The 25,746-nt window shown below is 44.2% G+C and carries 22 protein-coding genes and 1 pseudogene; 18 read left to right on the forward strand and 5 right to left on the reverse strand.

What is annotated here, in order from left to right; genetic code table 11:
• Positions 1-11 precede the first annotated feature (11 nt).
• From GK047_RS01875 to GK047_RS01920, 11 genes are all read left to right on the forward strand, one after another.
• Positions 12-1,271: an alpha-L-fucosidase gene (locus GK047_RS01875; protein ID WP_163940523.1), complete on the forward strand. Its 1,260-nt coding sequence runs from the start codon at positions 12-14 to the stop codon at positions 1,269-1,271.
• A 318-nt stretch (positions 1,272-1,589) separates the two neighbouring features.
• On the forward strand, positions 1,590-1,931 hold the full coding sequence (locus tag GK047_RS01880) for a DUF2294 domain-containing protein (protein WP_163940525.1): 342 nt from the start codon (positions 1,590-1,592) through the stop codon (positions 1,929-1,931).
• A 264-nt stretch (positions 1,932-2,195) separates the two neighbouring features.
• Positions 2,196-3,278: an ABC transporter substrate-binding protein gene (locus tag GK047_RS01885; protein WP_163940527.1), complete on the forward strand. Its 1,083-nt coding sequence runs from the start codon at positions 2,196-2,198 to the stop codon at positions 3,276-3,278.
• A 28-nt stretch (positions 3,279-3,306) separates the two neighbouring features.
• Entirely contained in the window at positions 3,307-4,239 is a 933-nt protein-coding gene (locus GK047_RS01890) for a nucleoside hydrolase (RefSeq protein WP_163940529.1), read from the forward strand.
• 27 nt (positions 4,240-4,266) lie between these two features.
• Entirely contained in the window at positions 4,267-5,088 is an 822-nt protein-coding gene (locus tag GK047_RS01895; protein WP_163940531.1) for an ABC transporter permease, read from the forward strand.
• 4 nt (positions 5,089-5,092) lie between these two features.
• Positions 5,093-5,881 (forward strand): ABC transporter permease, encoded by a 789-nt coding sequence (locus tag GK047_RS01900; RefSeq protein WP_163940533.1) that lies wholly within the window; start codon positions 5,093-5,095, stop codon positions 5,879-5,881.
• A gap of 15 nt (positions 5,882-5,896) precedes the next feature.
• On the forward strand, positions 5,897-6,958 hold the full coding sequence (locus GK047_RS01905; protein WP_163940535.1) for an ABC transporter ATP-binding protein: 1,062 nt from the start codon (positions 5,897-5,899) through the stop codon (positions 6,956-6,958).
• A 20-nt stretch (positions 6,959-6,978) separates the two neighbouring features.
• Entirely contained in the window at positions 6,979-8,718 is a 1,740-nt protein-coding gene (locus GK047_RS01910; protein WP_163943551.1) for an adenine deaminase, read from the forward strand.
• Between the two features lie 302 nt (positions 8,719-9,020).
• A complete protein-coding gene (locus GK047_RS01915; protein ID WP_346010270.1) occupies positions 9,021-9,734 on the forward strand; it encodes an MFS transporter in 714 nt (237 codons plus the stop codon).
• 22 nt (positions 9,735-9,756) lie between these two features.
• On the forward strand, positions 9,757-9,993 hold the full coding sequence (locus GK047_RS29425) for a hypothetical protein (protein ID WP_240343736.1): 237 nt from the start codon (positions 9,757-9,759) through the stop codon (positions 9,991-9,993).
• A gap of 492 nt (positions 9,994-10,485) precedes the next feature.
• A complete protein-coding gene (locus tag GK047_RS01920; RefSeq protein WP_163940536.1) occupies positions 10,486-10,779 on the forward strand; it encodes a hypothetical protein in 294 nt (97 codons plus the stop codon).
• A 229-nt stretch (positions 10,780-11,008) separates the two neighbouring features.
• Here GK047_RS01920 and GK047_RS01925 read toward each other — a convergent pair whose 3' ends face one another.
• Together GK047_RS01925 and GK047_RS01930 are read right to left on the reverse strand one after the other, a co-directional pair.
• On the reverse strand, positions 11,009-11,965 hold the full coding sequence (locus GK047_RS01925; RefSeq protein ID WP_163940538.1) for a hypothetical protein: 957 nt from the start codon (positions 11,963-11,965) through the stop codon (positions 11,009-11,011).
• 381 nt (positions 11,966-12,346) lie between these two features.
• Positions 12,347-13,647: pseudogene (locus tag GK047_RS01930) on the reverse strand (IS1380 family transposase).
• Between the two features lie 676 nt (positions 13,648-14,323).
• On the opposite strand from GK047_RS01930, the gene GK047_RS01935 reads away from it, so the two are divergent.
• The 5 genes from GK047_RS01935 (at position 14,324) to pepF (ending at position 20,770) form a co-directional block, all read left to right on the forward strand.
• On the forward strand, positions 14,324-14,623 hold the full coding sequence (locus GK047_RS01935; RefSeq protein WP_240343737.1) for an MFS transporter: 300 nt from the start codon (positions 14,324-14,326) through the stop codon (positions 14,621-14,623).
• A gap of 201 nt (positions 14,624-14,824) precedes the next feature.
• On the forward strand, positions 14,825-15,649 hold the full coding sequence (locus GK047_RS01940; protein WP_163940540.1) for a DUF6492 family protein: 825 nt from the start codon (positions 14,825-14,827) through the stop codon (positions 15,647-15,649).
• Entirely contained in the window at positions 15,646-16,770 is a 1,125-nt protein-coding gene (locus GK047_RS01945; RefSeq protein ID WP_163940542.1) for a glycosyltransferase, read from the forward strand. Before GK047_RS01940 ends, GK047_RS01945 begins: the two co-directional genes overlap by 4 nt.
• Before the next feature lie 36 nt (positions 16,771-16,806).
• Complete coding sequence (locus GK047_RS01950; RefSeq protein WP_163940544.1) at positions 16,807-18,177, forward strand: sugar phosphate nucleotidyltransferase; 1,371 nt, start codon at positions 16,807-16,809, stop codon at positions 18,175-18,177.
• Between the two features lie 310 nt (positions 18,178-18,487).
• Positions 18,488-20,770, forward strand: a complete 2,283-nt coding sequence (gene pepF / locus GK047_RS01955; protein ID WP_163940546.1) for an oligoendopeptidase F — start codon at positions 18,488-18,490, stop codon at positions 20,768-20,770.
• 180 nt (positions 20,771-20,950) lie between these two features.
• Here the strand turns inward: pepF and GK047_RS01960 are convergent, their stop codons facing one another.
• Positions 20,951-21,883 carry a DMT family transporter gene (locus GK047_RS01960; protein WP_163940549.1) on the reverse strand — a complete coding sequence of 311 codons (933 nt, stop codon included), beginning with the start codon at positions 21,881-21,883 and terminating at the stop codon, positions 20,951-20,953.
• Between the two features lie 117 nt (positions 21,884-22,000).
• On the opposite strand from GK047_RS01960, the gene GK047_RS01965 reads away from it, so the two are divergent.
• A complete protein-coding gene (locus GK047_RS01965) occupies positions 22,001-23,389 on the forward strand; it encodes an aminotransferase-like domain-containing protein (protein WP_163940551.1) in 1,389 nt (462 codons plus the stop codon).
• A gap of 117 nt (positions 23,390-23,506) precedes the next feature.
• On the opposite strand, the gene GK047_RS01970 is transcribed toward GK047_RS01965, so the two are convergent.
• Together GK047_RS01970 and GK047_RS01975 are read right to left on the reverse strand one after the other, a co-directional pair.
• The gene (locus GK047_RS01970; RefSeq protein WP_163940553.1) at positions 23,507-24,712 is read right to left on the reverse strand and encodes an MFS transporter; all 1,206 of its coding nucleotides are present in this window, start codon (positions 24,710-24,712) and stop codon (positions 23,507-23,509) included.
• A 69-nt stretch (positions 24,713-24,781) separates the two neighbouring features.
• Positions 24,782-25,063 carry an ArsR/SmtB family transcription factor gene (locus tag GK047_RS01975; RefSeq protein WP_163940555.1) on the reverse strand — a complete coding sequence of 94 codons (282 nt, stop codon included), beginning with the start codon at positions 25,061-25,063 and terminating at the stop codon, positions 24,782-24,784.
• Between the two features lie 192 nt (positions 25,064-25,255).
• Between GK047_RS01975 and GK047_RS01980 the strand changes: the two genes are divergently transcribed.
• Positions 25,256-25,600 carry a hypothetical protein gene (locus GK047_RS01980; protein WP_163940014.1) on the forward strand — a complete coding sequence of 115 codons (345 nt, stop codon included), beginning with the start codon at positions 25,256-25,258 and terminating at the stop codon, positions 25,598-25,600.
• The last annotated feature ends 146 nt before the right edge of the window (positions 25,601-25,746 follow it).

Genomic DNA, 25,746 nt, shown 5'->3' on the forward strand with positions numbered 1-25,746 from the left:
AGAGGTACAGGATGGAAAGATACGAGCTTGCAAAGCCGACGAAACAACAAATGGAGTGGCAGGACTTGGAACTGGGGATGTTCTGCCACTTTGGCATCAATACTTTTTGCAATAAAGAGTGGAGTGACGGGACGGAGCCTGTGAGCATATTCAACCCTGCTGAGCTGGATGCGAGCCAGTGGGTAAAGACGGCGAAACAGGTAGGGTTTAAGTACTTTATCTTAACGGCAAAGCATCACGATGGTTTCTGTCTTTGGCCGACCCAAACGACGGACTATTCCGTAAGGACCACGTCATGGAAGGAAGGTCGGGGGGATGTTGTTCGGGAAGCAGCGGAAGCTTGCAGGCGCGAAAACATCGGTTTTGGCATTTATGTGTCGCCATGGGACCGCAATGCTGCTTGTTATTCGGACCCGCAGGCTTATGATGACTTCTACGCTGCGCAATTGATAGAGCTGTTGACTCAGTATGGTCCCCTTGTTGAGGTTTGGTTTGACGGAGCAGGCTCTGAGGGAAGGCAATATGATTGGAAGCGAATCATTTCACTTGTTAAACAACATCAACCGGATGCGATGATTTTCAATCTGGGGGCGCCAACGATACGCTGGGCCGGTAATGAAGATGGCGTTGCTGAATACCCATGCTGGAACACTGCCGAAACGGCTAAGGTCAGTATGTTTACGAATAGCACCAATCAGTGGCTGCCAGAAACGCCTAGATGGGTGCCGGCCGAATGTGATGTTCCGATTCGAAAAAATCACTGGTTCTGGCATCCGAATGATGAACATAGCCTGCTTAGCCTTGATCAATTACTCGATGTTTACTACCGTTCAGTTGGGCATGGAGCCACTCTGCTGCTTAATGTGGCACCAGATAACAGGGGACTGCTTCCTGAATGTGATGTACAAAGAGTGCTGGAGTTTGGTAAAGAAATCAGGCGCAGATTTTCTCAGCCTAAAGGCTCTGTTTCAGCAAGTGGGGACTTCATTGAACTGGTGTTTACTTGCGAAACAGCAATCAATCATGTGGTTACAATGGAAGACATCGCACATGGCGAACGTATTCTAGCTTATGTCATAGAGGCTGAGCAAGAGGGACATTGGGTCGAAATAGCCAATGGAAGCGCGATTGGTCACAAGAAAATAGACCGATTTCCCTCCATACGCACGAAGCGAATTCGGTTGCTTGTCAAGGAGCAGGCAGCGGAGCCCAGGCTCAGAAGTTTCGCTGGTTATTATGCTGCGGAAACGGAATCGCTGGATGAAGAGTAGGTGAAATGAAGAAGAGAAAGGCGGGGAGCTCCCTGCCTTCTTTTCTTCATTTTATGGCTTAGAGCTGATGCCATGCTGCTGCTTATACTTTTGGGAATTAAACCGAATTTCTGTTCTTTTTGGCATTTGAAGAAGAACATACGACAAGCATAAAAGGATATATTCGGAAAAAAGGATGATTTTTAAGTAGAATAGAATAATAATGCTTGATTTTAGAGAAAAAGACGAACGATTTACTTGATTAATTCAGAAATCCTATGTATTATTAGGATAGATTTTAATGAATAAAGGTCGATTATTATCTTTGAAGGTGATTTCATGTCCTTGCCAGATACGAATGATTATAAGAAGAAGCTGTGTCACCTGTATAATGAGATTTCCAAAGAATTGTTCGGGTTTGGTACAACGCTATTGAAGGTGTCTCTGGATTCGAACATTATTACTTTTCACGCCAAGCACCGTCGTTCTCCGCGTTCTTCTGCCTTAGAAGGTGAGGCGCCTACGCTTAAACACGAAGTTGATTTCTATATGTCTTCGATTTACAAGAAGAGAATTCGCGAAAAGCTGGAGCAAGAACTAGGTTTATCCAACATTGAAGCGGTATTAAGAGACTACGATCCGCCGACGCAGTGGGCCATAACGAACATCATTCTTAAATAAAACGAATAGTCAAGTAGGCGGTGTTTCTCTTTTGATCTATCTTAAGAGGAAACTGCATGTATATCCGCAGATGTCTCTTTCCATTGTTTACAATGAAAAGTGCTCTTGTTAGAAAGCAATTTCTATCAAGGGTACTTTTCTTTTTTATAGCTAGAGAAGCAGGGCGCGCATATAAGTGGAGCTGTGGGAAGCATACTAGTATAAATTTAACAGGTGATTGACGATTCAAAACATACATATTTTAAACTTGGGAGGATAATAAAGATGAAAAAAATAATGGTTCGAGGTTTGCTTTCTCTTTCCGTAGTAGGACTAGCTTTGACAGGATGTGGGACAACACCAGCGAAGGATCAGAGTCCAAGTACGGCGACAACTGCGCCTAAAGGAGAGACTAAGCAATTAGTTATTTCCACTTGGGGTTTCTCTGATGATTACTTTAAGAAAGAAGTTTATGCGCCTTTTGAGAAAGAGCATAACGTCAAGATTGTTTTGGAGATAGGAAACAACTCAGAACGCTTAAACAAAGTGAAGCAGAGCAATACAAGCGTAGACCTTATTTATTTGTCCGACTACTACGCGCAACAAGGCATTGAAGCAGGGCTGTTCGACAAGATCGACCGCAGTCGAATTCCTAACTTAAAAGACATTTACGATGTTGCGAAGGCGCCGTTAGGCGAAGATTACGGTCCTGCGTACACGATAGGTCGCTTGGGCATTGCCTATAATCCGAAGACTGCCGGCAAGGAGATCAAGTCGTGGAGCGATTTATGGAGTCCTGAACTTTCGAAGAAGCTTACTCTGCCTAACATTACTTCGACGACAGGCCCAATGATCCTGGATGCAGCTTCGCTTGTTGCTGGGAGTAGTGCCTTTAATGAAGATCAAGCTTTCGCTAAAGTGAAAGAGCTGAACAAAGGCGTTGTCAAATACTACGGCCAAACTTCCGAATTCGTCAACATGTTCGCCCAAGGAGAAATTGCTGCCGGACCGATTATGGAAATGTATGTGAAGGACCTGAAAGCGGCTGTACCGGAAACACAATTCGTCGCTCCGCAAGAAGGGGCTTATGCCGTCATGAATACAGTTAATGTGATCAAAGGAAGTAAAAATAAGCAGTTGGCGGAAGACTTCATCAACTGGCATTTGAGCAAGGAAGTGCAGGAGAAATCCGCTAAAGCGAAAGTGGATTCACCTGTGAACACCACGCTTCAGCTTTCGGCTGAAGAAGCTCAAGGGATTACTTATGGCGCAGACGTCGTCAATAAGCTGCGCAAATTGGATATGAAATTCGTTAACCAGCACCTCAAATCATGGATTGATCGCTGGAATAAGGAAGTTGCTCAATAATTCCTGATAAAACGAGGGAAGTGTAGTCATGAAAAAGAAGGTTATCTTGGATGTGGATACAGGGGTAGACGATGCGCTTGCTATCCTGCTTGCCATTCGCAGTGGGGAGTTGGATATACTTGGGATTACGACGGTGAACGGGAATGTTTCACTGGACCAAGCGACACAGAATACGTGCAAGATTCTTAAGCTATTAGGGATGGAACATGAGATTCCGGTCGTTAGAGGGGCCAATAAACCTTTGATGCGAGCCGCTCATTTTGAGCATCGTGTTCATGGCAGCGATGGACTTGGCGGTGCTTTACAAGATATGCAGGTCGATGTGCTGCCGGCTCACGGGCATGCAGCGGATTTTCTTGTAGATCAAGTAAGGCAACATGACGGCGATGTTACTTTGATCATGACCGCGCCGTTAACGAATCTCGCTTTAGCGGTTATGAAGCATCCCGATCTGGTTCACCAGGTCAAGGAAGTGATTGTGATGGGAGGCGTAGTTCAGGGGTTTGGCAATGTGACCCCTACGGCGGAGTATAACATGTACGTCGATCCGGAAGCTGCCAAGATCGTTTTTCAGGCTGGCTTTCCCGCTTTAACACTCGTAGGGTTGGATGTAACTCGTAAGGCGCTGCTCACAGATGAACATATTCAGGCACTCGGGGACTCTCCCCTAAGCCGCTATATAAAGGAAAGTACGGCAGATTACATGCAGCGTTATTACGAACGCAACGGTGTTCGCGCTTGTGCGCTTCATGATCCACTAGCTGTTGGAGTAGCTTTGAATAAGCAACTCGTTACTACGCATCCTTATTTTGTTGATGTAGAAACCAAGAGTGAATTATGCGATGGACAAACGGTTTGTGATTTTCAGAACCGCTTGTTAAAGGAAGCGAATGTTCATGTATGTACCGATGTATCAGCCGATGAATTTCTCCAGCTATTTATCCACGCGCTGCGTGCCTAGCGAACCAAGGAACAGGAGTAAAGCTGCATGAAAAAAACGTACTTATCTTTACTATTGCTACCAGGACTGCTGTTCCTTATGGTTTTCATGGTAGTTCCGATTCTTCTTACGATAGGTTCAACCTTTTTCGATAAAGGGACATTTACGTTCGGGGGCTACTTGAATTTTTTTAAAGATCCGTATTTTCTCAAAATATTGTGGACGACGCTGCGAGTCAGCTTGGTAACGACGCTTCTCTGCATCTTACTTGGCTTTCCGGTAGCATACTTTATCTCCAAACAAAGTCCCAGACAGAAGGCCATTCTACTAGCGCTAGCGATTTTCCCCCTGCTTACAAGCTCGGTCGTTAGGTCGTTCAGTTGGATGATTATTTTGGGCAAAAAAGGGCTTCTCAACAATGCCTTGATTGCCATCGGTCTTATTAAAGAGCCATTAGATCTTTTATATACACCTACGGCCATGATGATTGGTCTGATTCATTTATTTCTGCCGCTCATCATTATTACGTTGGTTGGTGTTCTTGAGAACATAGATCCAGATTTGATCAAAGCAGCAGAGAGCCTAGGAGCCAACCGATTTACAGCTTTCATTAAGGTGATTGTGCCGCTTAGCGTACCTGGATTAATTATAGGCAGTATTCTGGTATTTGTCGGAAGTTTGACGGCTTATACAACACCAGCGCTGCTTGGAGGCAAGCAGCGGGTTATCTCTACATTCCTTTATCAGAATGCGATTACACTGAACGATTGGTATCTCGCCTCTGTCATTGCCGTCATTATGATCGTGATTACGTTCTTAGTCATCGCGCTTATGAACAAACTGGCTACTAAATTAAATCCGAAGGGGTAGACGTATGAAGGAGAAGAATCGAGGCCTGGCCTTATTTACACTTCTGGTCTATGTATTTTTACTCGGGCCGCTCGTTATTATAGCTTTTGCTTCCTTTGAACCTGGGAGTATATTGAAATTCCCGCCGACAGGATTTTCGTTGAAATGGTACCGAAACATTCTGGAAGTCAAGATGTTCCTAACCACCTTCAACACTTCGATTATTGTATCTTTGATCGGTAATTTGTTTGCGCTGCTGCTTGGCATCCCAGCCGCTTATGCGTTGAGCCGGTTCGAGTTCAAGGGGAAAACGGCGCTAAACGCAATTTTTATTTCCCCTGTGCTCATTCCTGGAATCGTGCTTGGTTTTACGATGCTTAAGTACCTGATCGTTGCCTATCACCTGCCGATTTATGCAGCGCTGCTGATGGGTCATACTGTGATCATGCTGCCATTTATTATCCGTGTCGTAGCATCGAGCTTGTCCAATTTCGATTTTGCGGTTGAGGAAGCAGCGTTGAGCCTTGGCGCTGGTCATCTGAAAACTTTTTTTAAAGTCGTATTACCTAATATCAAGTCCGGTATTATCGCCGCTGTTCTCATTGCGTTTCTGGAATCATTTAACAATGTCGACATCTCGGTCTTCATGACGGGGCCTGGGGTCAGCACGCTGCCTATTCAGATGTTGACGTACGTTGAAAACCATTTTGACCCTACGATCGCCGCGATTTCGGTGTTGCTAATGATCTTCACTGCGGTACTTATGTTTATTATTGAACGGTTGATGGGATTATCCTACTTCACCAAACGATAACGGAGGCTTTCATCCATGGCATTGCTATCACTGGAAAATATATCGGTTGCCTATGACCAGAACTATATCCTGCAGGACTTCAACCTGAGCGTTGAAAAAGGAAGTCTGATCTCGCTGCTTGGACCAAGTGGATGCGGGAAAACTACGACCTTACGGCTTATCGCGGGGTTCATAGAGGCGAAGGCGGGGAAATTCTCATTAAACGGGAAGGATTATACGCGCATTCCTGTTAACAAAAGGAACTTCGGATTCGTGTTCCAGAGCTACGCTTTGTTCCCGCACTTATCCATTTACGATAATGTGGCCTTCGGTCTGCGACTTCGGAAAGTGAATGGAACGGAAATGGATCGGCGTGTTCGCAATATTTTGGATATCGTCAGCTTATCCGGCTTTGAAAAGCGCTTTCCTAAGGAGCTTTCCGGGGGGCAAAGACAGCGGGTGGCCATTGCCCGCGCACTTGTGATTGAACCAGAGCTGCTGCTCTTTGACGAACCGCTAAGTAATTTGGACGCGAATCTGCGCATCAACATGCGTGTCGAAATCCGTCGCATTCAGCAGGAGCTGGGCATCACTACCGTTTACGTATCGCATGATCAGGAAGAATGTTTCTCTATTTCAGATCAAGTTGCCATCATGAACAAAGGGATCATCGAGCAGTTAGGCGCACCTGCTGCGATCTTTAAATATCCGAAGACCGAGTTCGTTGCACGCTTTATTGGGTTTACTAACTTTATTACGTTCGATGAAAGACGAGAAGGCGACGAAGAGATCGGACTGAAAGTAAAGGACTATACCTTTACCGTAACGAAGCATCCCAATAAGGGTGAGCAGCTTGGGAAGCAAGGGGCTATACGTCCGGATGATGTCCTTATCGGATTGACAGAGGACATCCAGGAGGGGCCGAATCGATTGACAGGCCGCGTCAAAGTGAGCACTTTCCTCGGGAGAAGCTATCAATATGTCGTCGAGACAGAGCTGGGTGACTTCACTGTGAATAAAGAAATGGAACATCCTTACCTTGGCGGTCAAGAAGTCCGGCTTCTATTTCCTAGTGAGAAATTAGTTCTAGTTGAGTAGTGGACTTGGAGGCGAAGATGATGCATGTGGATTTACTGATACAGAATGTACAGATTTATAACAGCTATTTTAAAAAATTCATCCAAGGCAACGCAGCGATCTTGGACGGGAAGTTTCTATATATCGGTAAGCGGGGAACGGAGAGCTTCGAACCAGCGGAACAATTGGACGGAAAAGGACGGTATTTAATTCCTGGTCTTATTGATATTCATCTGCATATTGAAAGTACGATGGTCACGCCAGAGACTTTTTCCTACGGTCTCATTCGTAACGGTGTTACTACGATTGTGCCGGAGCCCCATGAGATGGCCAATGTGTTCGGAATTGACGGTGTGAAGGAAATGATCAAAGCAAGTCGGGATTGCGTTGCCGACATGTTCTACGCATTGCCTAGTTCGGTTCCAGCAACTTCGATGGAAACATCGGGAGGCTCGATTGAAATTGAGGATTTAGATGAGCTTCTGCGGACGGAAAGAATCATTTGTTTAGGTGAGATTATGAATTTCGTGGATGTCATCACGAATCCAGATTGCAAGACGAATCACATCTTAACCCACATCCGCGGTCAGTACCCTCACTTAATTATCGAAGGGCATGTGCCGAAGCTGCTGGATTTGGATTTGCATCGAATGATCTATAGCGGTGTGGATTCTGATCATACGCATCAAACGATTGAAGGCATGGAAGCGCGGATTGCAGCTGGCATGTTTATCGAAATCCAAGAGAAGTCGATGACGCCAGAAGTCATGGCGTATTTAATTGAGCAGGACGTCTCCGAGCATTTTTGTTTTGTAACGGATGATGTTATGGCCGATTCCTTCGAACTTCGCGGTCACTTGAATCACATTGTTCGCAAAGCGATCGAGATGGGGATGGCGCCTGAGCATGCCATTTATGCCAGTACGCTTTCTCCAGCCAAAAGGATGCGGATGTATGATCGCGGCGTGATTGCGCCGGGCAAAATTGCCGATTTTCAGCTGATTTCGAATCTGGAGCAGTTGGCCATCGACCAAGTTTTCAAGCAGGGTCGTAAGGTTTACGATAAAGCGGAGGGCTACACCGCTAAAACAAGCGCTCCGGCTTTTCCGGCACACTATTATAAAAGCGTCAGCATGCCGCTGCTAACTGAAGCGGATTTCACAGTGAGCACAGAAGCTGCGGATGGCCGTTATCCTTGTCGCGCGATGATGGTCAAGGATGGGTCAACGTTTACGGAAGAGCAGCATGTGGACGTTGAAGTGCAGCAAGGCAAGCTGAACTGGCAGCAAAGCAGCCATGGACTTATTGCAACATTCGAACGTTACGGGAAAAATGGCAATCGCGCCTATGGTCTGATCGGCGGAGATACGATCAAGCGAGGCGCAGTGGCAACAACCTATTCGCATGATAATCATAACTTGCTTGTCGTAGGGCACAATCCTGAAGATATGCGGATTGCGGCTAATGAAGTGATAGCCAAGCAAGGGGGATTTAGCGTCGTTGAGAATGGTAAAGTCATCGCTAGTCTTCACTTGCCGGTTGGCGGGATTTTGACAGAAGCGCCGCTTGAGCAACTTGCCAAAGAAGTAGAGCAGCTGCGCAAAGCCATGGAATCGTTAGGCTACCGTCATTATAATCCGATCATGTCCATTAGCACGCATTCTTTACCGGTCAGTCCTGCATTGAAAATTACGGATTTCGGTTTGATTGATGTGAATAAAGGTGAAGTCGTACCTTTGATTGTGGAAGAAGCATTGATTGCCACTCACCGTTCTATGTGAGGCAATGAATCATTGGAAAAAGCTAAGTCCCGTGGATACTACCACCTGGACTTAGCTTTTTCTCGTTGCTTTCACGTTCAAGGCGAAAAATGTAATGTTTTTCTGAAATTTTATCGGTATATTTGATCAGCATGTGGTTGAAATATGACGGGGATGTCGTTCGTGAAAAAGCAAGTAATCTTCTAGAAAAATAAGTTTTTTTAGTTTAATATTGTATGTACTAGTTATAGTTATTTAAAAATAGAACGGAGTGAAGAGCAAATGAACTCAAGTTTGAAGTCATCGAAAGTTTTTATGGTTGGGTGGTTGTTTTTCTTACTTTTGTTACCTTGCTCGTATCGGCGGGTATTCGTTCCATGCCGAGCATTTTCATGCTTCCGTTTGAGAAGGAATTTGGCTGGAATCGCGGAAGCATCTCGGGTGTCATATCGATGGGGATCTTATTATATGGATTAACGGGTCCTTTTGCCGCCGCTTTGTTGGCCAAATTCGGTATCCGAAGAGGTATGCTTGTGTCTCTTGCCGTGTTAGCAGTTGGGCTCCTTCTTACACCTCAAATGAAGTCTTTGTGGCAGTTTGAGCTATTGTGGGGACTTGTTGCCGGACTTGGGACGGGGATGATGGCTAATGTGCTCGGCGTAGCGGTCAGTAATCAATGGTTCGTAAAGCGCAGAGGTCTCGTCGTTGGGCTGTTAACAGCAAGTGCCGCCACAGGTCAATTATTGTTCTTGCCTCTGTTAGCCAAAATAACGGTTGAGGCGGGCTGGAGAACTTCGATTTATACAGCCGTAGCAGTCATCGTTGTCGTGTTTGTCCTAGTGGCTATTTGGATTCGAAATAATCCGTATGAGGTTGGTGCCTCTCCTTATGGTACGGTTGAACTTGTCAAACCCGAGACGTTCAAGGGAAGTGTATTTCTCACGCCGATACGCACCCTTCGTGCTGCACTAAAAAATAAAACGTTCTGGTTGCTTGCTGGAACTTTTTTTTCTGTGGTTTTTCGACAAATGGTTTAATTGGTACGCATCTGATTCCAGCATGTGGCGATCATGGTATTCCAGAAGTGATGGCGGCAGGATTACTTGCTTTAATGGGGCTTTTGATCTCGTTGGCAATACACTTTCGGGATGGTTGTCAGATCGGTTCGACAGCCGTATGTTTAGTGAAAATAAAGTATTAGATCGTGAAAATAAAGTTGTAGACTGGCGATGCGTCATTAAGCTAACGGGCAGTAGAGCGTGGTGGAAGTTTGTGTTAGGACTACGGCTTTTTTGAGATGATTGCTTGATCAATGCAGTTGCATTAGAAGGCTGTCTAGTCGTTATGATGATGTTATGTAAGTTTGAGGTGGGGGCTTGGTTTCCACCTTTTTTTGTTTATCATTTTTTGAATATGCCATAGGGACTACCAGACCTATTAGGGGTACCGCCAACAAAACGCGGAAAACGTAAGCTAAGCGAAAATTTATTCAAACAAGCTGGATAATCCGGCTTGATTTTACTGGTATTTATTTTCTTATGGAAGATCAACTTATAAACGTATTGCTTCTTAGCTTCCTCGTCAATTATGACACAGGGATATGCAGTAAAAGCGACTCGCGCAGCCGCTTTTAACGAAGTGTTCTAATACACAACCACCTGGAGTATGGGTTACAGAAAATTAGAAATTTAAGAGACATGTTCAATCTTATTTGTTAATATATAAGTATATTACTATTATTAGACATATACACCCTGTAATTATCATGGCATTGTGAGGTGAATGTAAATGAGAATAAGAGCGACAATCTCATGGTTAGCTGTAATTGTATCAGTTCTTATAGTGTCAATGTTGTTTTATTATTTTTTTGCATTATCTAGAGTAGCTGCTGTTGGAACGGTAACGAAGAAGATGGAGGATTCTATAACGGTTAGTTTCGAAGATGGAGTTATTCAAACTATTAGGGTTCCCTCGGATATGCAACACTTAGTAAAGGAGGGGGGGAAGTATTTTGTAGTCTACCACCAAAATGTTTTAAGAAAACCTTTTATTATTAAGCTTGATGAATTACAAAAAAGTTGAGGTCCTAATGACAGTGCATATGCAAAATTTATTTTTTTCTGTTAAGCGGCTCATTCCCTTTTTGTATTTTCAATTGTAAGCAAAGTTAACTTATTCTTCTTTAATGATTTATTTTCCAGAAATGCCGGCCAGTATGGGCAAGGCAAAGTAATTTAAATAAAGAGAAAACCCAGTGCTGGACTGAGCACTGGGTTTTCTCTTTCAATTTAGTCGTAGCACCCGTGAATTTCTATGAAGAACTTCCAATGGTGAAAGTGTTTACCCAATTATATTCATCTCCTATGAAATCATCCCAGGAAATTGAAAGGTAGTTTAACGCAGCCCTCACTACAGCGCTAGAGTAAGGATGAGCATAAGAAGAAATGAAGGTACCTGTTTGGCTTTTATTACCAACTGGTATTCGCACTTCATCATGGAGTGCTCCCCATTGTTTGCATACAGATCCATAAAGTTCAAACTTCGATTGGCTTCCACCAATTGAAAGCTTTATATCGTCATTTGGATCATAAGGAATCTGCTGTGTAGAAGGATTTAAGCAGTTATTCTGATAATTGTGCGCTCCGTTAGTGGTTACTCTGGTAGTATGAGACTGCCATGCTTGTCCTACAGAATCTTCATAATTGAAATTAGGGGGACCATTCCAGTTGTAAGACGTATAGTAGTCATATTTATACTCTGCCCCATTTGTTGTGGTTCCGAGATAAAAGAGATATGCTTTTGCGCTGAATATACCATCTGAAACAGATCCCATGCTCAAAACAGAAACAGGTCGATCTAATTTTAAATTTTTCTCATCATTTTTACGTATACGATCAATGTCTTCTTTATTTTCAGGCGTAACAATATGCTGGTTACCTTCTCTATCTCTATAAATTTGTTTCTTCTCTGAGTTTAACTCTACCTTGACTCCACCGCGGGAAACTAAATTCTGCTTGAATTCGAGGGGGAAATCTTTAAGATCTGAATTCTGAACATTCATTTCTCGTAAAATTTTATCAACTTGGACTTCTGTCAATTTTGATACATTAGGAATCGGAACTATACGGCCATCCTTGTGCTTTACGATTTTGATACCGGGTTCAATTTCAAGCTGCAGATCTGAATTTTCTGATGTTGCAAAAGCAGAAGGCACAAGAGATACTAAAAGCAATGCGGTTGCGGCGATGGTTGATACGATTTTTTTCATATAAATATCTCTTATTCCATTTAGTGGGTTATTTATCATTTATAGTATAACTTATATTTCTATATATTGGCAATATATGATTTTAATATATGATAGAATCAAAATTTATCATGGAGCATTTCCGGCGAACCTGTTACCAAGTGCCAACTTGTAATATCGGAAATTGGTAACGTTATCCCAGTCTATGAGCTATTTTTACATATTAACCTGAATTACGAAAGTCCGTTTTAGCTAGGAGTATCCTAGAAGCTGTTTAGGAAATCGGTGGTAACAATGGTGATTTAGATGATGGAATTCAGGGATTATTCCTTCTCAGGGCAGACTTTCCCCCTCCCCATTAGAGCGGTCTACTCAATTTCCATGTTATGTTGTTTGAAAATTTCATTCCAGTAAGACTACCTTATTGGCGATTCGTTGCCATGAATGCCGATTAAAAAAGTCATTTGCAAGTTTCAGCACAATTCTACGACTGTGCTGAACCATGACACCAGCGCACTGGAAGAATTCCAAGCGAAATCGAGCAATGGTATATCCTTGCTGAATCGGTTCGCAACAATCCTTTTTAAACCGTTCGTACAGGTTGTACGCCAACAACTTGGTATGCATGTCGATTTCGTTGGCTGTAAAATCATCGGTAACAATGCGATCGATTGCAAATCCATATTTGACTTCCTTGATGTGGTTTTCCATGCAACAACGTTGGTTATAAAAGCGCCAAATATCAATCGGCTCCCAGTCCAGATTCGTTACGATGGCTTCAAATTGCCAATCTGATTCCAGTATCATTTGAGTCTGATCGCCATAGAACTGCTGCGCTTTACGAATAATAATGATGCGTCTTGGCTTATCCCATGAGGTTGCTTGGTAGATGAGAGTTATGCCTTCGATGATCCATTCTTCATCTACAAACCGTTTCCAATAACGGCATTGCTTGACTTCGGCTTGCAAGCGCTTAGTCCACTTCATCTTCCCGACATAGCCGATCTTTCGAAGTTCCCAGAGACTATAGAATTCTTCACCTCCAAAACCTTTGTCAAATCGAGCATATTTGACTATTCGTTCACCAAGTAAGTCTAAGGTTTCTTGCACGAAGTTTCCTGCATCGCGAGAGGAATGTACGTTGCCTGCGCGAAGAACTGCATTTAAACACAAACGGGATTGACCTTCAAAGGCCAGAAGAGGATGCAGACTTTTTCGTCCTGGCTTATGTGAATTGGCCCCAACAGCAGCCCCTTCCTGATTTCCGTATACAGTCTCAACCGTTGAGTCTAAATCGAGAATCATTTCAGTTGGTAAGCTCGGCGCAATGATTTGTTGATTAAGTTTCTTTAGATTTGGTATAAGGAAGGGTTGGTTTTACTGAGCCGTTTCAACCCTTTATTCAGAAGGGTGTGATGAGGACAACGCCCTCCTAGCAATCGCTGGATTAATGAATCATTTTGCAGTTTGCGAAAATGAAAGAGCCGCTGGCAACCGAGCATCCAGCCTACAATGAGATACAGTAGAATTCGGCAAACTGGAAACATAGCGTTCCAATGTTTGCTGCAATGGAGATCAGCTAGGGCCTGAGGGAATTTAATTTTTTCTAGGTAGTCCAGAAAAATCTTTATTCCTCCGTTGGAGGTTGCGTTTTGGAGAGAAAATTCGGTCTTGATTTTAGTTGTAGATGTGATAGACTTCACCTAAAGGGTGCTCCTCTCTTGGGATAATGTGGTCTTCGCAAACTCCATTATACCAAGGGATCGGGCACTTTTTTACTATGTTTAGGAGATTTTACTTTCGTAATTCAGGATTAATCCTTGTGAGGGCAGGGGCATGACTGATGAATCTTCTGTAATGGGAGTGGAGGAACAGCCCCAAGTCTAACTGAAAAGAAAAATTGTTTTCCAAGCGTGAATTGCACCGATCAGGTAGGAACGTGGGGACATCAATGGATGCCACAGTGCAAGCTACTAGGATGACAAACCGTCAATATCCTTGAGTAACGAGGAACTTATGATTTAGTAAATTCAGTTAGAGGGAACGCCGGATGCCGGGAAACTGGCACGTCCGGTGTGGAGCAGGGGAAAAGCTGGAGATGACATCAAATGCTTACCTATTGTTACCGATAGCTCAATAAAACAGTGGTAGTCTAGGACTTTATTTTCTCGTCCAAGGCTGCCGCTGTTTCTTTTATTGGGGTCAGTCTAAAACTTATTTTACGAAGGCTGCCGATTTTGTAATTCTAAAACCCGCGTGGGATCAACAACTCCAGTCTAAAACTTTATTTTCAACGAACGCCGTAAGCTGCTCTTCTGGTATTATGGGCTTCGTGGCCTTTCCTTACTTTTCTTACCGTATGCACTTGATGCGAGTCCAATGGCGCTCTTGATTTTCTCTATCTTCTATGGTCTTGATTGGATTGCTACGGTACCGCCTACCGTCAAACTGGCGTCGAATGAATTTGGTAAAGAAAAGGCTGGCATGATCTTTGGATGGGTTGTTGTTGCTCATCAAATAGGCGCTTCCACGGCTGCCTACGGGGCAGGACTTATGAGGGATTTGCTAGGCGATTATACAATTCCATTTGTCACGGCAGGTTTCGTGTGTTTGTTTGCTGCTGTAATGGCGATTCGTATTTCGAAACGTAGTAGTGCGGCAGGGCAAGTGCAGGCTTAAGAAAGCCTGTTTTTATGCAAACGCGTTATTTGATAGCTGAATGCTCCGTTATACAACCAACTGCTCTTTGAGTCCATTTCATACACATGCTCTGGCCGCTATAGGCGGCTTTTTAGACGTTTTACTGCTTGCAATGACCCATTCCTTTTGGTTGGCATTGACATATGATAATCCAAATACTTGTTAAATGGAGTTGAAAATATGTCACTTTCCCCAAACGTCCAGTTAAGCAGCACAACAAAAATAGATATTTTAATCCCTGCGATCGAGAAGGATTTAGGGACACTGCCTTTCGTCATTGATGCGGTAAGAAAATATGTCAAGCATCCAATTGGAGAAATCCTCATAGTTGCCCCAAAAAGAAAGAAAATGATAGAGATATGCAGAAGAAAAGGATGTAAATTCGTCGATGAAGATAAGGTTCTTCCCCTTACAAAAAAAGACATCAACTATCGGTCAAAGACATGGGATCGATCAGGGTGGCTTTTCCAACAATTTTTAAAGCTTAGCGGCGATTCCATCTGCTCTTCTAACTTTTATTTGGTTATTGATGCGGATACAGTGTTGATTCGTCCGCATACTTTCAGATCGGCTCAAAAGACGGTGTTTTATTGCCGCAACTGGAGTCAAGATGAATATTTTAAAACGTATAAAAAGCTCTTGGGGAGAAAGCCTTCCTCGTCCTTATCTTTCGTTACCCATTACATGCTGTTTGAGAAGTCGAAGCTTGTACAGCTGAAAAGGGCAATAGAGTCCAAGCATGGCACACGCTGGTATTTGGCGATCTTGCGAAATATGAACAAATCGAAGCAGTTCGCTTTTTCAGAATTCGAGACCTATGGGAATTTTATCCATGCGGCTGTTCCTAGCAAGCTTATTCTAAAGCAAGCTTTGAATAAGGGGTTACACATGAATGTTACACAAATTTCGAAATCACAAGTGGCCCTGTTATCGAAAAAGTACAGGTCCATCTCTTTCCATAAACGTAAAGACTATGTAAGGAAATTACAGGTGGGGCGCCCATGACAAATTATGAAGTCGTTTGGAAGGGCCCTGTACAAAAAGCGTCTGGTCTTGGCATTGCGAGTAGATCGTATGTTAGGGCCTTAAAAAGGCACGGTGTAAGCATACAGGTAGGTAGTGCGATGAAAAAAAACTTGCGTGAAGGGAAAATAAAAAAGCGGAGAGTATTAATATATCATCAGCTTCCTAAAACGATCAACTTTAAGAAGGATCGAGCATCGTTTAACTCGATCATTCTGAATACCGTTTGGGAAACGAGCCGGATACCTAATCGCTGGGTGCCATATATGAATAAATTTGATGCCGTGTGCGTACCCTCGAATCAAAACAAACAGGCACTGAGAAATAGCGGCGTCAAGGTTCCAATATTCCTAGTCCCCCACGGTGTAGACACAAAGATGTACACGCCCAACAATAAGAGTTTTCCCTTACGCGGCGCAAAGGGCAAGTTTATCTTTGTTTCTATATTTGGTTTCCAGCATCGGAAAAATCCCGAGGCTTTATTGAGGGCCTACTGGGAGGAATTTTCACCTGCTGATAATGTGCTTTTGGTCATCAAGACGAATGGATACGCGGCTCACGAAAATGAAAAATGGATTAAGACTACCATACGACGGTACAAAGAACGATTAGGAATTCGTAAAAAAACGGCTCCTGTCTTGGTTATTAGCCATTATCTAACTTCTAAAGAGCTTAAAGGGCTTTATACGCTAGGCAACGTATTTGTTCTTCCTACTCGTGGGGAGGGAGTCGGATTACCATTCCTTGAATCATTGGCAAGCGGTATCCCTGTCATCACTACGGGATGGGGGGGACATATGGACTTCCTAACTCATAAAAATTCTTTTCTAATTCCCTATCAATTACAAAATCCTGTAAGTAGCATGAATAGTAAACACGCGATTTCGCGTAAATTTCGCAATTTGTTTGCTGAAAAAGGCCAGCGATGGGCAGAGCCAAACCTGGGCAGTTTAAGAAGGCTCATGAGATTGGCTTATCAGAACCCCCGTTTATGTAAGAAAAAGGGACTTCAAGGCAGAAAGGATATATTGAAGCTAACCTGGGGTAGGGCTGGCTTGTCCTTCAAACAAGCTGTAGAAAAAGTGATTAGGTCAAAAAAATAGGGATGATACTCAGCTCGTCTAAGGGAGGGATATATCTTGCGTATCGTTCTGTTGTCTGGCGGTTCTGGGAAAAGGCTTTGGCCGCTTTCTAATGAGATTAGATCTAAAGCATTTCTTAAAGTTTTAAAATCGGATGACGGTGTAATGGAATCCATGATTCAAAGAGTGTGCAGGCAATTGGATGAGGTAGGACTGCTTCAATCCACTTGCATCGTAACCCATAAAAGTCAAGTAGAAATCATACAAAACCATGTGGGCGACAGAGTTCCTATAATTAGTGAATCCCATAAAAAGGGTACATTTACAGCAATCGCTTTAGCTGCTAGTTATTTTCATTCAGTGAAGCATGCAGATCTGAACGAAACGATCTGTATTCTTCCGGTCGATACTTATGTCGAAACCGCATTTTTCCAACTGCTTCACAAGTTTCCTCCTGTTCTTTCTCACTCTCAAGCCGATCTCGCACTTCTGGGAACTTCTCCAAAGCATCCTTCCAGCCAATATGGTTATATTGTGCCGATCCCGCCAATTGATAATAAGCATGGTTATTTATCCGTAAGCCAGTTCGTGGAAAAACCAGATGAAGAGAATGCAAAGCTTTTGATAGATAGGAATGCTTTATGGAACTGCGGTATTTTCGCTTTTTCTTTAGCGTTCATGCTTGCTAATTTAACGGACAAGGGGCTACCCACACGATACGAGGACTGGCAACTTCATTATGAAAAGCTTCCTGAGATCAGCTTTGATCATGAAGTTGTAGAAAAAATAAGCCATGCTGTGGTCATTCCTTATAGCGGAACTTGGTGGGACCTAGGGAGCTGGAGCACATTAACAAACCATTTTGAAAGTAACGTGATCGGGATAGGTCAAATATCAAAAGAATCGGTTAACACACATCTTGTTAATGAGCTTTCTTATCCCATCCAGGTTATTAACGTATCTAATATTATTGTAGCTGCAAGTCCTGATGGTATTCTTGTCGCAAATAAAAATAATTCTGATCAAATTAAAGAAAGGCTTAGTTACACGCGCCAAATACCTATGTACGAAGAAAAAAGATGGGGTAATTATCGGGTATTGGATCATTCCATAGCGGAAACGGAAGCAATCGTTAAGAAGATGATGCTGCTCCCAGGAAAAAACATAAGTTATCATAAGCATCAGAGGAGAAAAGAAATCTGGACCATCCTATCTGGATCTGGAGAGTTTATTATGGACGATCATTTGTACTGTATTCAGACAGGAAGCGTTCTCGAGATCCCATGTGGCGCCAAACACGGAATGAAAGCTACTACAGCGCTCGAATTTATTGAAATCCAAATTGGGAGCGAACTTGTTGAAGAAGATATCATACGTATAGCGATGACCTGGGAAGATTCTGTTCAATTTTGCAAGAACAGAGATTGAACGATTCGACTATCCTTTACGATGATCGACCAGTGCGGACAATCAATTGGCGAAGAGATGATATCGGAGACTACTGTGTAAACAGGAAGTCTCTTTTTTTGTGCTGAAAAAATGAGATAGCGCTGAGGGATGCTGCTGTCCGCAACCTGCTTGGTATATGGGTTTAAGCGGCATGGTAAATTTATTTTCTGGTTTATAGAGGGATTTATGTATTTTTATACTAGTCGTTTCGTAGATATTATTGTATGATAGTTTTGTTTGAAAGCACTTACAAGTCTAATTCTTTGAAGTATGAGAGGAGATTGGGTAAATGAAAAAGAAATGGCTGAATTCTGTCACAACTGTCGCAATTGCAGTGACTGCGTTGTCCACACCGTTCATTCCGTTAAGCACGGAGACGGTACTCGCAGCTGTTGATCAGGCAACGGAGACAAAACCGTCTTATACAACTCGCGCAGACATACCGTCCACATACAAATGGAAAACGGATGATATCTATGTGGATAAGGCGGCATGGGAGGCGGATGTAAAAAAAGTACGCGACCTGGCAGCAACATTTACCTCCAAGCATCAGAATAAGCTTGGGTCTTCATCTGCCGAACTGAAAGCAGCACTTGATGATTACACCGAGCTGAATCGTATTTTTGATAAAGCTTATGTGTACGGGCATCTACGCTTCGATGTAAATAGCAGTGATGCGAATATGCAGACGCTTTCGGATGGCGCAGATGCACTTAGTACCGACATTGGTTCCAAATTGGCTTGGTTCACTGTAGAACTCAATGCCATATCGGACGACCAATTAAAGACGCTATTGAGCTCGCAGGAACTGAAGGCTTACAAAATTTTTGTTGAAGACAAGGTTCGTACGAAGACACATATCCTTTCTAAGGAAATGGAAGAAGCGCTGGCAAAAACAGCTCCACTTTCTCTTAATCCAGAAGACACGTTTAAGATGTTGACGAAGGATATCAAATTTCCGACGATCAAAGACGAGAATGGCAAAGATGTTCAATTGAGCCGTTCAAACTTCATTACTTATATGGAAAGCAAGAACCGCGATGTCCGTAAGTCAGCTTTCGAGGCATACTACGGCACGCTTGAGAAGTATCAGGACACCTTCTCCAAAACGCTAGGCGGTGAAGTACAAGCGAATAATATTAACGCGAATTTACACAAGTACGGCTCTGCGTTGGATAGCGCTTTGACACCGAATAACGTTCCAACCAAAGTATACGACGAGCTGGTTGATACCGTAGACCGTAATTTGCCTCTGCTGCATCGTTATATGGATGTAAAGAAGAAACTGCTCGGTGTCGACCAATTACATATGTATGATATTTACACGCCTGTTGTCGAATACCAAGAACGTTATATCCCTTATGAAGAAGGCAAGAAAATGGTTCTCGACGGCCTGAAACCAATGGGCGAGGCTTATGTGAATGTCCTTAAGGGCGCATTCGACAAGGGATGGGTCGACGTCTATCCAACGGACGACAAGCGAAGTGGCGCCTACCAATGGGGAGCCTTCGATACCCATCCTTATGTGCTGCTTAACTATGAGGGCACGTATGATTCTGTGAGTACGATCGCGCATGAACTCGGACATGCAATGCAGTCTTACTATACGAACAGTAAGCAGAATTACGTAAACTCGAATTATCCGATCTTCACAGCGGAAGTAGCTTCAACCATGAATGAAACGCTTATGTTCAAGTCCATGTATGCAAATGCGAAATCTAAGCAAGAGAAGCTTTACTTGCTCAATCAGTACCTGGAAAATTTCCGAACCACCATGTTCCGCCAAACCCAATTCGCTGAGTTCGAACGTGCGATCCATGAGACAGCGCAGAAGGGTGAATCGCTTAATGCGGAAACATTGAAGAAGCTATATTTAGACATCAATAAAAAATATTATGGCCCAACCATCGTGTCAGATGATGAAATTGCGATGGAATGGTCAAGAATTCCGCACTTTTACTACGGCTACTACGTGTATCAATATGCGACCTCATTCGCAGCCTCGGCTGCATTGGCGAATCAAGTGCTGACGGAGGGTCAGCCTGCGGTTGATCGCATTCGTGACAACTTCCTGTCCGCCGGTAACTCGGCGTCGCCGATTGATGTGCTGAAGGCCGCGGGCGTAGATATGTCCTCGCCGAAGCCAATCGAAGAAGCCATGAAAGTGTTTGAAGGAACATTGAACGAATTTGAGAAGCTCGTTGCCGAACTAGAAAAAGAATCGTCTTTAAAAGTTACCGTAAATGGAAAAGAACAGAGCTTCAAACAAGCGCCAGTCAATCTAAACGGCAATGTTCTCTTGCCGACTAGCGGTGTATTCGATACACTGGGCGCAATCGCAACATGGAACGACGACAAGAAGTCAATCACCATAACCAAAGGGGATAAGAAGATCGTTCTCACAATCGATGCCGAGACAGCAACGGTTGACGATAATGTTGTAGCGCTGGAGCAGAAGGCGCAGTTGGTGAATGAAGATAAGATGGTTCCGGTTCGATTTATCGCAGAAGCACTTGGTGCGAAAGTGACCTGGGACAACGACACCCATACTGTTATCGTCGTAACAGAGTAACAGTATCAGTAAGCGGGTTTGCTGAAAGTTAGCTTCACCCCAAAAAACCACCGTAAATAAATGAGACTGCTGAGAAACTTTCCTGTTTTTCAGCGGTCTCAAATAAACACGGTGGTTTTTTTGCATGCGCAGCTCCGTAAATACTAGTTGTGCATATTACATTCAAGAAAAACGTAAAGGTTAGGAGCGTAATTCCCGCAGCTTTTCACTGCGGTTTTTTCGTTTTTCAACTAATGAAAGTAAGCCGTCTAGATTGGCAATAACAGTTCCTACGATTATCGTAATCACCCCAATCATCGTTACCCAAGTCATGCTCTCTCCGTAGAACAGCACGCCAATTGTAAGGGCGATAAGTGGAGAGATGTAGAGCCATGTTGCAGGAAAGACAGGGTTCGTTTTGGCGACAAGCCAATAGAAAAGGCTGTGCCCGACCATGGAGCCAATGACAATTAAGTAAAATAGCGAACCAATCGCACTTGGTGTCAGCAAACTATTGATCTGTACGTGCTCGGTGCTAGCTGAAAGCACTAACAAAAGCAGGCCGCCATACAGCATTTGAGCCGCGTTTAGTGCAATGGGCGAGGCTTTTGGGAATTGTTGAATGACCCGTTTGGAGTAAAGGGCCCCCGAAGCATAGAAAAACTCGCCGAACAAGATCGCCATGCTTCCGAGCACCCACCAACCGCTTGCGGAAAGGGTAAGGCTTGGCAGCAGAAGGAGAATGACGCCTGTGAAGCCTACGAGGCAGCCAATTGCTGCACGCGCTGATGGTTTCTGGCGCAGCACGACAAGCTGGAGGAGAAGAATCATGAGTGGACCTGTAGCCGATAATACGGCTGCGATACCGGATGAAACGTATTGTTCGGCCCAATACAGCGTTGAAAACGTACCGAACGTGAGACCGATTCCTGTAAACAGCATTTCTTTGCGAAGCAGCAGCGTAAAACTAGCTTTTTTCCTCCAAACCATCCAAAGGAACAGCAGCAAGCCTGCAACAAAAAAACGAATGCCCGCCGAGAAAAAAGGTGGAGAAGCGGCATCCACACCAATTTTGATAGCCAGAAAGGTTGTGCCAAATATTAGACATATGAGTAAGTAATTGAAAATGATCATCGTGGCACGCCCCCTTTGTTAACTATCATACAGGGAACGCAATAGAACAGATGTAGGTGAATAGAACAGTTTAGCCGGAAATGGTGTACAATCATACTAAAGAGGAGGGTGGCACCTATGTTATTCAAACAAGTTTATGATTATATAGTCACCCGGATTGAACGGGAAGAATGGAAGGTGGATGACAAGCTGCCTTCCATTCGAGTGCTTGCTCAAGAGTTGGGGATTAACCGGCTAACGGTATTCAAGGCGTATCAACTGTTGAAACAGAACGGGAAAGCTTATGTAAAAGAGAAATCAGGCTATTACGTGTGCTCACGCAATCTAAATCAACTCACATACGAGCCCATGGAGAGTCAGCCCATTCAATCCTCCGGGCATTTGAAAAACAATTTGTCGGAAATTCAACAGGTGCCTGTCAGGTATCAGTTTTCTCAAGCGTTGATCGATCCGAATTTACTTCCGAATCTGTTCCTTTCCGAATATGTGAAAAAAGTATTCAACATCTATCCGAAATTAATGGGCACTTATTCGACCGCACAAGGGGATGAGGAGCTGCGAGAGGTTCTTTGCCAATATATGGTCCGACATCATCGTGTTCAATTAACGGCAAATGAACTCGTGATTACGACGGGAGCGCAGCAAGCGATTGATCTTTTGGCGCGTGTGTTTATTAGACCGCTGGACGCTATCTTGGTAGAACGGCCTACATATAGTGCGGCAATTGATATTTTTCGTCAACAGGGTGCTCGCTTCCTTCCTGTGGATATTCGCCCGGACGGCTATGATTTGGAGAAGGTCGAAGACCTGATGAAGCAGCATCGACCGCGGTTTTTCTATATGAACCCAACCTTTCATAATCCAACAGGGTATACGGTTCCCTCCTCGCAACGCAAGCAGCTCGTCGAGTTGGCAGAAAGATATCGATGCTTGTTGATTGAAGATGATGCCTTTCATGACATGTATTTTGACCAGCTACCTCCCCAACCTTTGTTCACCTACGATACAGAGGGGTGGGTTGTGCATCTTCGCAGCTTTAGCAAGTATGTGGCGCCTGGTCTACGGGTATGCGCGGTCATCGGCCGGAGCTCGGTTATCCAGCCTCTTATTACGGCTAAATCACTGGCTGATAACGGAACACCGCTAGTTAATCAGAAAATTTTTCTGCATTACTTCGAATCAGAACGGCTGCAGAAGCATTTGGCTAAATTGCGCATCGCTTTGCAAATAAGAAGAGACATTATGGAGGAAGGACTGAAAGCCACCGGCTGGGAATGGACGACTCCTCAAGGTGGGCTTAGCTTGTGGCTCCAACTGCCCGACAAGTTTCCGGTTGAAGCATTCTTACAAGACTGTTTCCAACAATCGGTTTCCTTCGTTCCCGGCATAATTTGTGATCCGTTGAACGAAATACGGTCAAGGATGCGTTTGAGCTATTCCTTTGTGAATGAAGATGAATTGCGAGAAGGGATAAGGCGACTCGCGAACGCTGCGCAAGGCTATTAAATACGAGAAAAAACGCTCATGAGAAGGATGATGGACATATCCACATCTCATGAGCGTTTTTTTCGTATTTTTCAAAGAAAACGGGGGGGGGGTTAGGGAATAGGATTGAAGTCTCGATTAAGCTTCTACTTTCTGTAATTTCCGTTCTTTCAGCGTTAAGCCGGACTTCGAGGACTTCGAACGGGATAAACTGAAGGATGCGGCGGCAGTTCCTACTGCGATGGCGACTCCCGCGGCGCCGATCCAGCTAATGGAGGTCAGCGAGGTTTGTTCCACGACAATGCCTCCAATACCAGCCCCGGCAGCCATTGCGAGCTGCAAAACAGAGCTGTTAAGGCTAAGCATAATGCCCGAGGCTTTCGGGGCGAGCGATATTAAATGATACTGCTGCGTAGGGCCAGTTGACCAGGCAGAGAATGCCCATAGCATGAGCAGTGGGAACACGAGCACAGGGGAACTAGCCGCGAACGATAGGAGTAAGAGCGACGCGGTGTGCAGAAGCATGCCACCGATTAGCGTGCGGGGAGCTCCCCATTTGTCCGTACTAAAGCCGCCGAGCTTGGAACCGATTAAGCTGGCGATACCGAAAGCAAATAATCCTGCGCTTACCGTCTTTTCACTCATACCTGTAACGGTAAGGAGGAACGGGGAAATATAGGTGTATGCGATGGAGTAGCCCGCAATCCAGAAGAAGGTTACGGATAAGGCCAGAGCGATTCGGCGTTCTTTTAACAGCCCCAATTGTTTGCGAAGAGGTACTGGCTCTTCGCCTTCTGTTCGTGGAATGACGAAGGCTACGATGAGCATGGCGAACAGACCCAATAACCCGATGCCTCCAAAAATTGCCTTCCAATCGTAGACGGAAGCAATGACTCTTCCCAGAGGCACACCAACAATCAATGCAGTGCTGAAACCCATAACGAGCGTGGCAATAGCGCTCCCTTGCTTTTCGGGCGGAGCCATATTAGAAGCTACGGTTAATGAGGTAACCACGAATACGCCAGAGCTTAGAGCTAAGATGATTCGTGAGGCGATAAGGGATTCAAATCCAGGCAGTGCTAGGGCAATCGCATTTCCAATAATGAACACGCCCAAAGCGTAAAGCATTAACTTGCGTCGTTCCACGCGGGCCGTCATAGCCATAAGGAAAGGGGTGCCAAATGCGTAAGCTAGCGAAAATACCGTAATTAATTGACCGGCTGCAGATACAGAAACGCCAATGTCGAGCGCAACCTTATCTAGTATTCCTGCGATAATGAATTCCGACGTTCCGACGAGAAAACTGATGATAGCCAGCATGTATATTTTCCACGTGTATGACATAATTGTACTTGCTCCTCTCTCTACTCCATTATTTTATATTTCTAAAAATATAGAAATAATAACAAAAAATTATTCCAGCAAATACGGTGCGTATTTTCGCGCCATGTCGCGGTTCACGCTGTAGTATATATACGTTCCGTCTTTTCTGAGCTCTAACAGGCCGCAATCTGTCAATTGTTTCAAATGGTGTGAGAGCGTCGATCCAGCGATGGATTCAAGCTTGCCCCCGATATCAGAGCAGCACAAATTCCGTTCCTCAGTAAGCATGAGGGCAATTTTGAGTCGAGTTGGTTCCCCGAGTGCCTTATATACTTTGACGGCTTGTCGAACTTCCACGTTATCTTCTACCATTGTAAACTCACCTTTGCCTATGTTGTAGTTATTTCTATATGTATCGAAATAAAAATACCATAGGTAACTGCTAAAGTAAATAAGTATTTTTAAAATATCTCTTGCACGTTGGCTTCTCGACAAGAACCAGCAAACCTTAACGGGAGTGGGGTATGGGTTCCGCTTACGGCATAGGCGCTAATGGGAGGAGGGATGCCCATCCCTGAAGGAGGTAGCGAAAAGCTTGCACAAGCCTTGGTTCAGCTGGCGCAAAACTATGGCGGAACCATCCGTACACGTGGCGCAAGCGCAGCGTATTGTTGTGAAGCATGGCCGTGCCGTTGGCGTCCGAACATTGGACGGCGAGGAATTCCATACGAAGCAGGCGGTCACAGCTTCGACGGGTCCGGATCAGATGTTTCGCCGCTTCCTGCTCAGCCCAGCCATCGAACAGAAGTGCCTAATCTGTTTATGCTAGGTGCGGCAACTTTGCCAGGGCACGGGATCAATGGAGGCTCGGGCTACATTGTTGCCCAAAAGCTGCTCTCTAACGACTAACATGTTTAACACAACTTGTAGGTAGTTTTCATCTTCGGATAATAAATGAATTCTATAATAGGAACATAACCCCCTTTAAAGTTATGAATTAAGATCCGCAGCGTTTGCTGTGGGTCTCTTTTTTTATGAATCTTAAAATCTTTAGA

It is taken from the genome of Paenibacillus sp. SYP-B3998, assembly GCF_010820665.1.
GTDB lineage: Bacteria > Bacillota > Bacilli > Paenibacillales > NBRC-103111 > Paenibacillus_E.

What these genes read in the sequence shown, in the direction of transcription:
- GK047_RS01960 (WP_163940549.1), bottom strand. Translation starts at nt 21,883, where the DNA reads ATGATCATTTTCAATTACTTACTCATATGTCTAATATTTGGCACAACC.
- GK047_RS01965 (WP_163940551.1), top strand. Translation starts at nt 22,001, where the DNA reads ATGTTATTCAAACAAGTTTATGATTATATAGTCACCCGGATTGAACGG.
- GK047_RS01975 (WP_163940555.1), bottom strand. Translation starts at nt 25,063, where the DNA reads ATGGTAGAAGATAACGTGGAAGTTCGACAAGCCGTCAAAGTATATAAG.
- GK047_RS01905 (WP_163940535.1), top strand. Translation starts at nt 5,897, where the DNA reads ATGGCATTGCTATCACTGGAAAATATATCGGTTGCCTATGACCAGAAC.
- GK047_RS01980 (WP_163940014.1), top strand. Translation starts at nt 25,256, where the DNA reads ATGCCCATCCCTGAAGGAGGTAGCGAAAAGCTTGCACAAGCCTTGGTT.
- GK047_RS01910 (WP_163943551.1), top strand. Translation starts at nt 6,979, where the DNA reads ATGCATGTGGATTTACTGATACAGAATGTACAGATTTATAACAGCTAT.
- pepF (WP_163940546.1), top strand. Translation starts at nt 18,488, where the DNA reads ATGAAAAAGAAATGGCTGAATTCTGTCACAACTGTCGCAATTGCAGTG.
- GK047_RS29425 (WP_240343736.1), top strand. Translation starts at nt 9,757, where the DNA reads ATGTGGCGATCATGGTATTCCAGAAGTGATGGCGGCAGGATTACTTGC.
- GK047_RS01890 (WP_163940529.1), top strand. Translation starts at nt 3,307, where the DNA reads ATGAAAAAGAAGGTTATCTTGGATGTGGATACAGGGGTAGACGATGCG.
- GK047_RS01875 (WP_163940523.1), top strand. Translation starts at nt 12, where the DNA reads ATGGAAAGATACGAGCTTGCAAAGCCGACGAAACAACAAATGGAGTGG.
- GK047_RS01945 (WP_163940542.1), top strand. Translation starts at nt 15,646, where the DNA reads ATGACAAATTATGAAGTCGTTTGGAAGGGCCCTGTACAAAAAGCGTCT.
- GK047_RS01970 (WP_163940553.1), bottom strand. Translation starts at nt 24,712, where the DNA reads ATGTCATACACGTGGAAAATATACATGCTGGCTATCATCAGTTTTCTC.
- GK047_RS01935 (WP_240343737.1), top strand. Translation starts at nt 14,324, where the DNA reads ATGGCGCTCTTGATTTTCTCTATCTTCTATGGTCTTGATTGGATTGCT.
- GK047_RS01895 (WP_163940531.1), top strand. Translation starts at nt 4,267, where the DNA reads ATGAAAAAAACGTACTTATCTTTACTATTGCTACCAGGACTGCTGTTC.
- GK047_RS01925 (WP_163940538.1), bottom strand. Translation starts at nt 11,965, where the DNA reads ATGAAAAAAATCGTATCAACCATCGCCGCAACCGCATTGCTTTTAGTA.
- GK047_RS01880 (WP_163940525.1), top strand. Translation starts at nt 1,590, where the DNA reads ATGTCCTTGCCAGATACGAATGATTATAAGAAGAAGCTGTGTCACCTG.
- GK047_RS01885 (WP_163940527.1), top strand. Translation starts at nt 2,196, where the DNA reads ATGAAAAAAATAATGGTTCGAGGTTTGCTTTCTCTTTCCGTAGTAGGA.
- GK047_RS01900 (WP_163940533.1), top strand. Translation starts at nt 5,093, where the DNA reads ATGAAGGAGAAGAATCGAGGCCTGGCCTTATTTACACTTCTGGTCTAT.
- GK047_RS01940 (WP_163940540.1), top strand. Translation starts at nt 14,825, where the DNA reads ATGTCACTTTCCCCAAACGTCCAGTTAAGCAGCACAACAAAAATAGAT.
- GK047_RS01920 (WP_163940536.1), top strand. Translation starts at nt 10,486, where the DNA reads ATGAGAATAAGAGCGACAATCTCATGGTTAGCTGTAATTGTATCAGTT.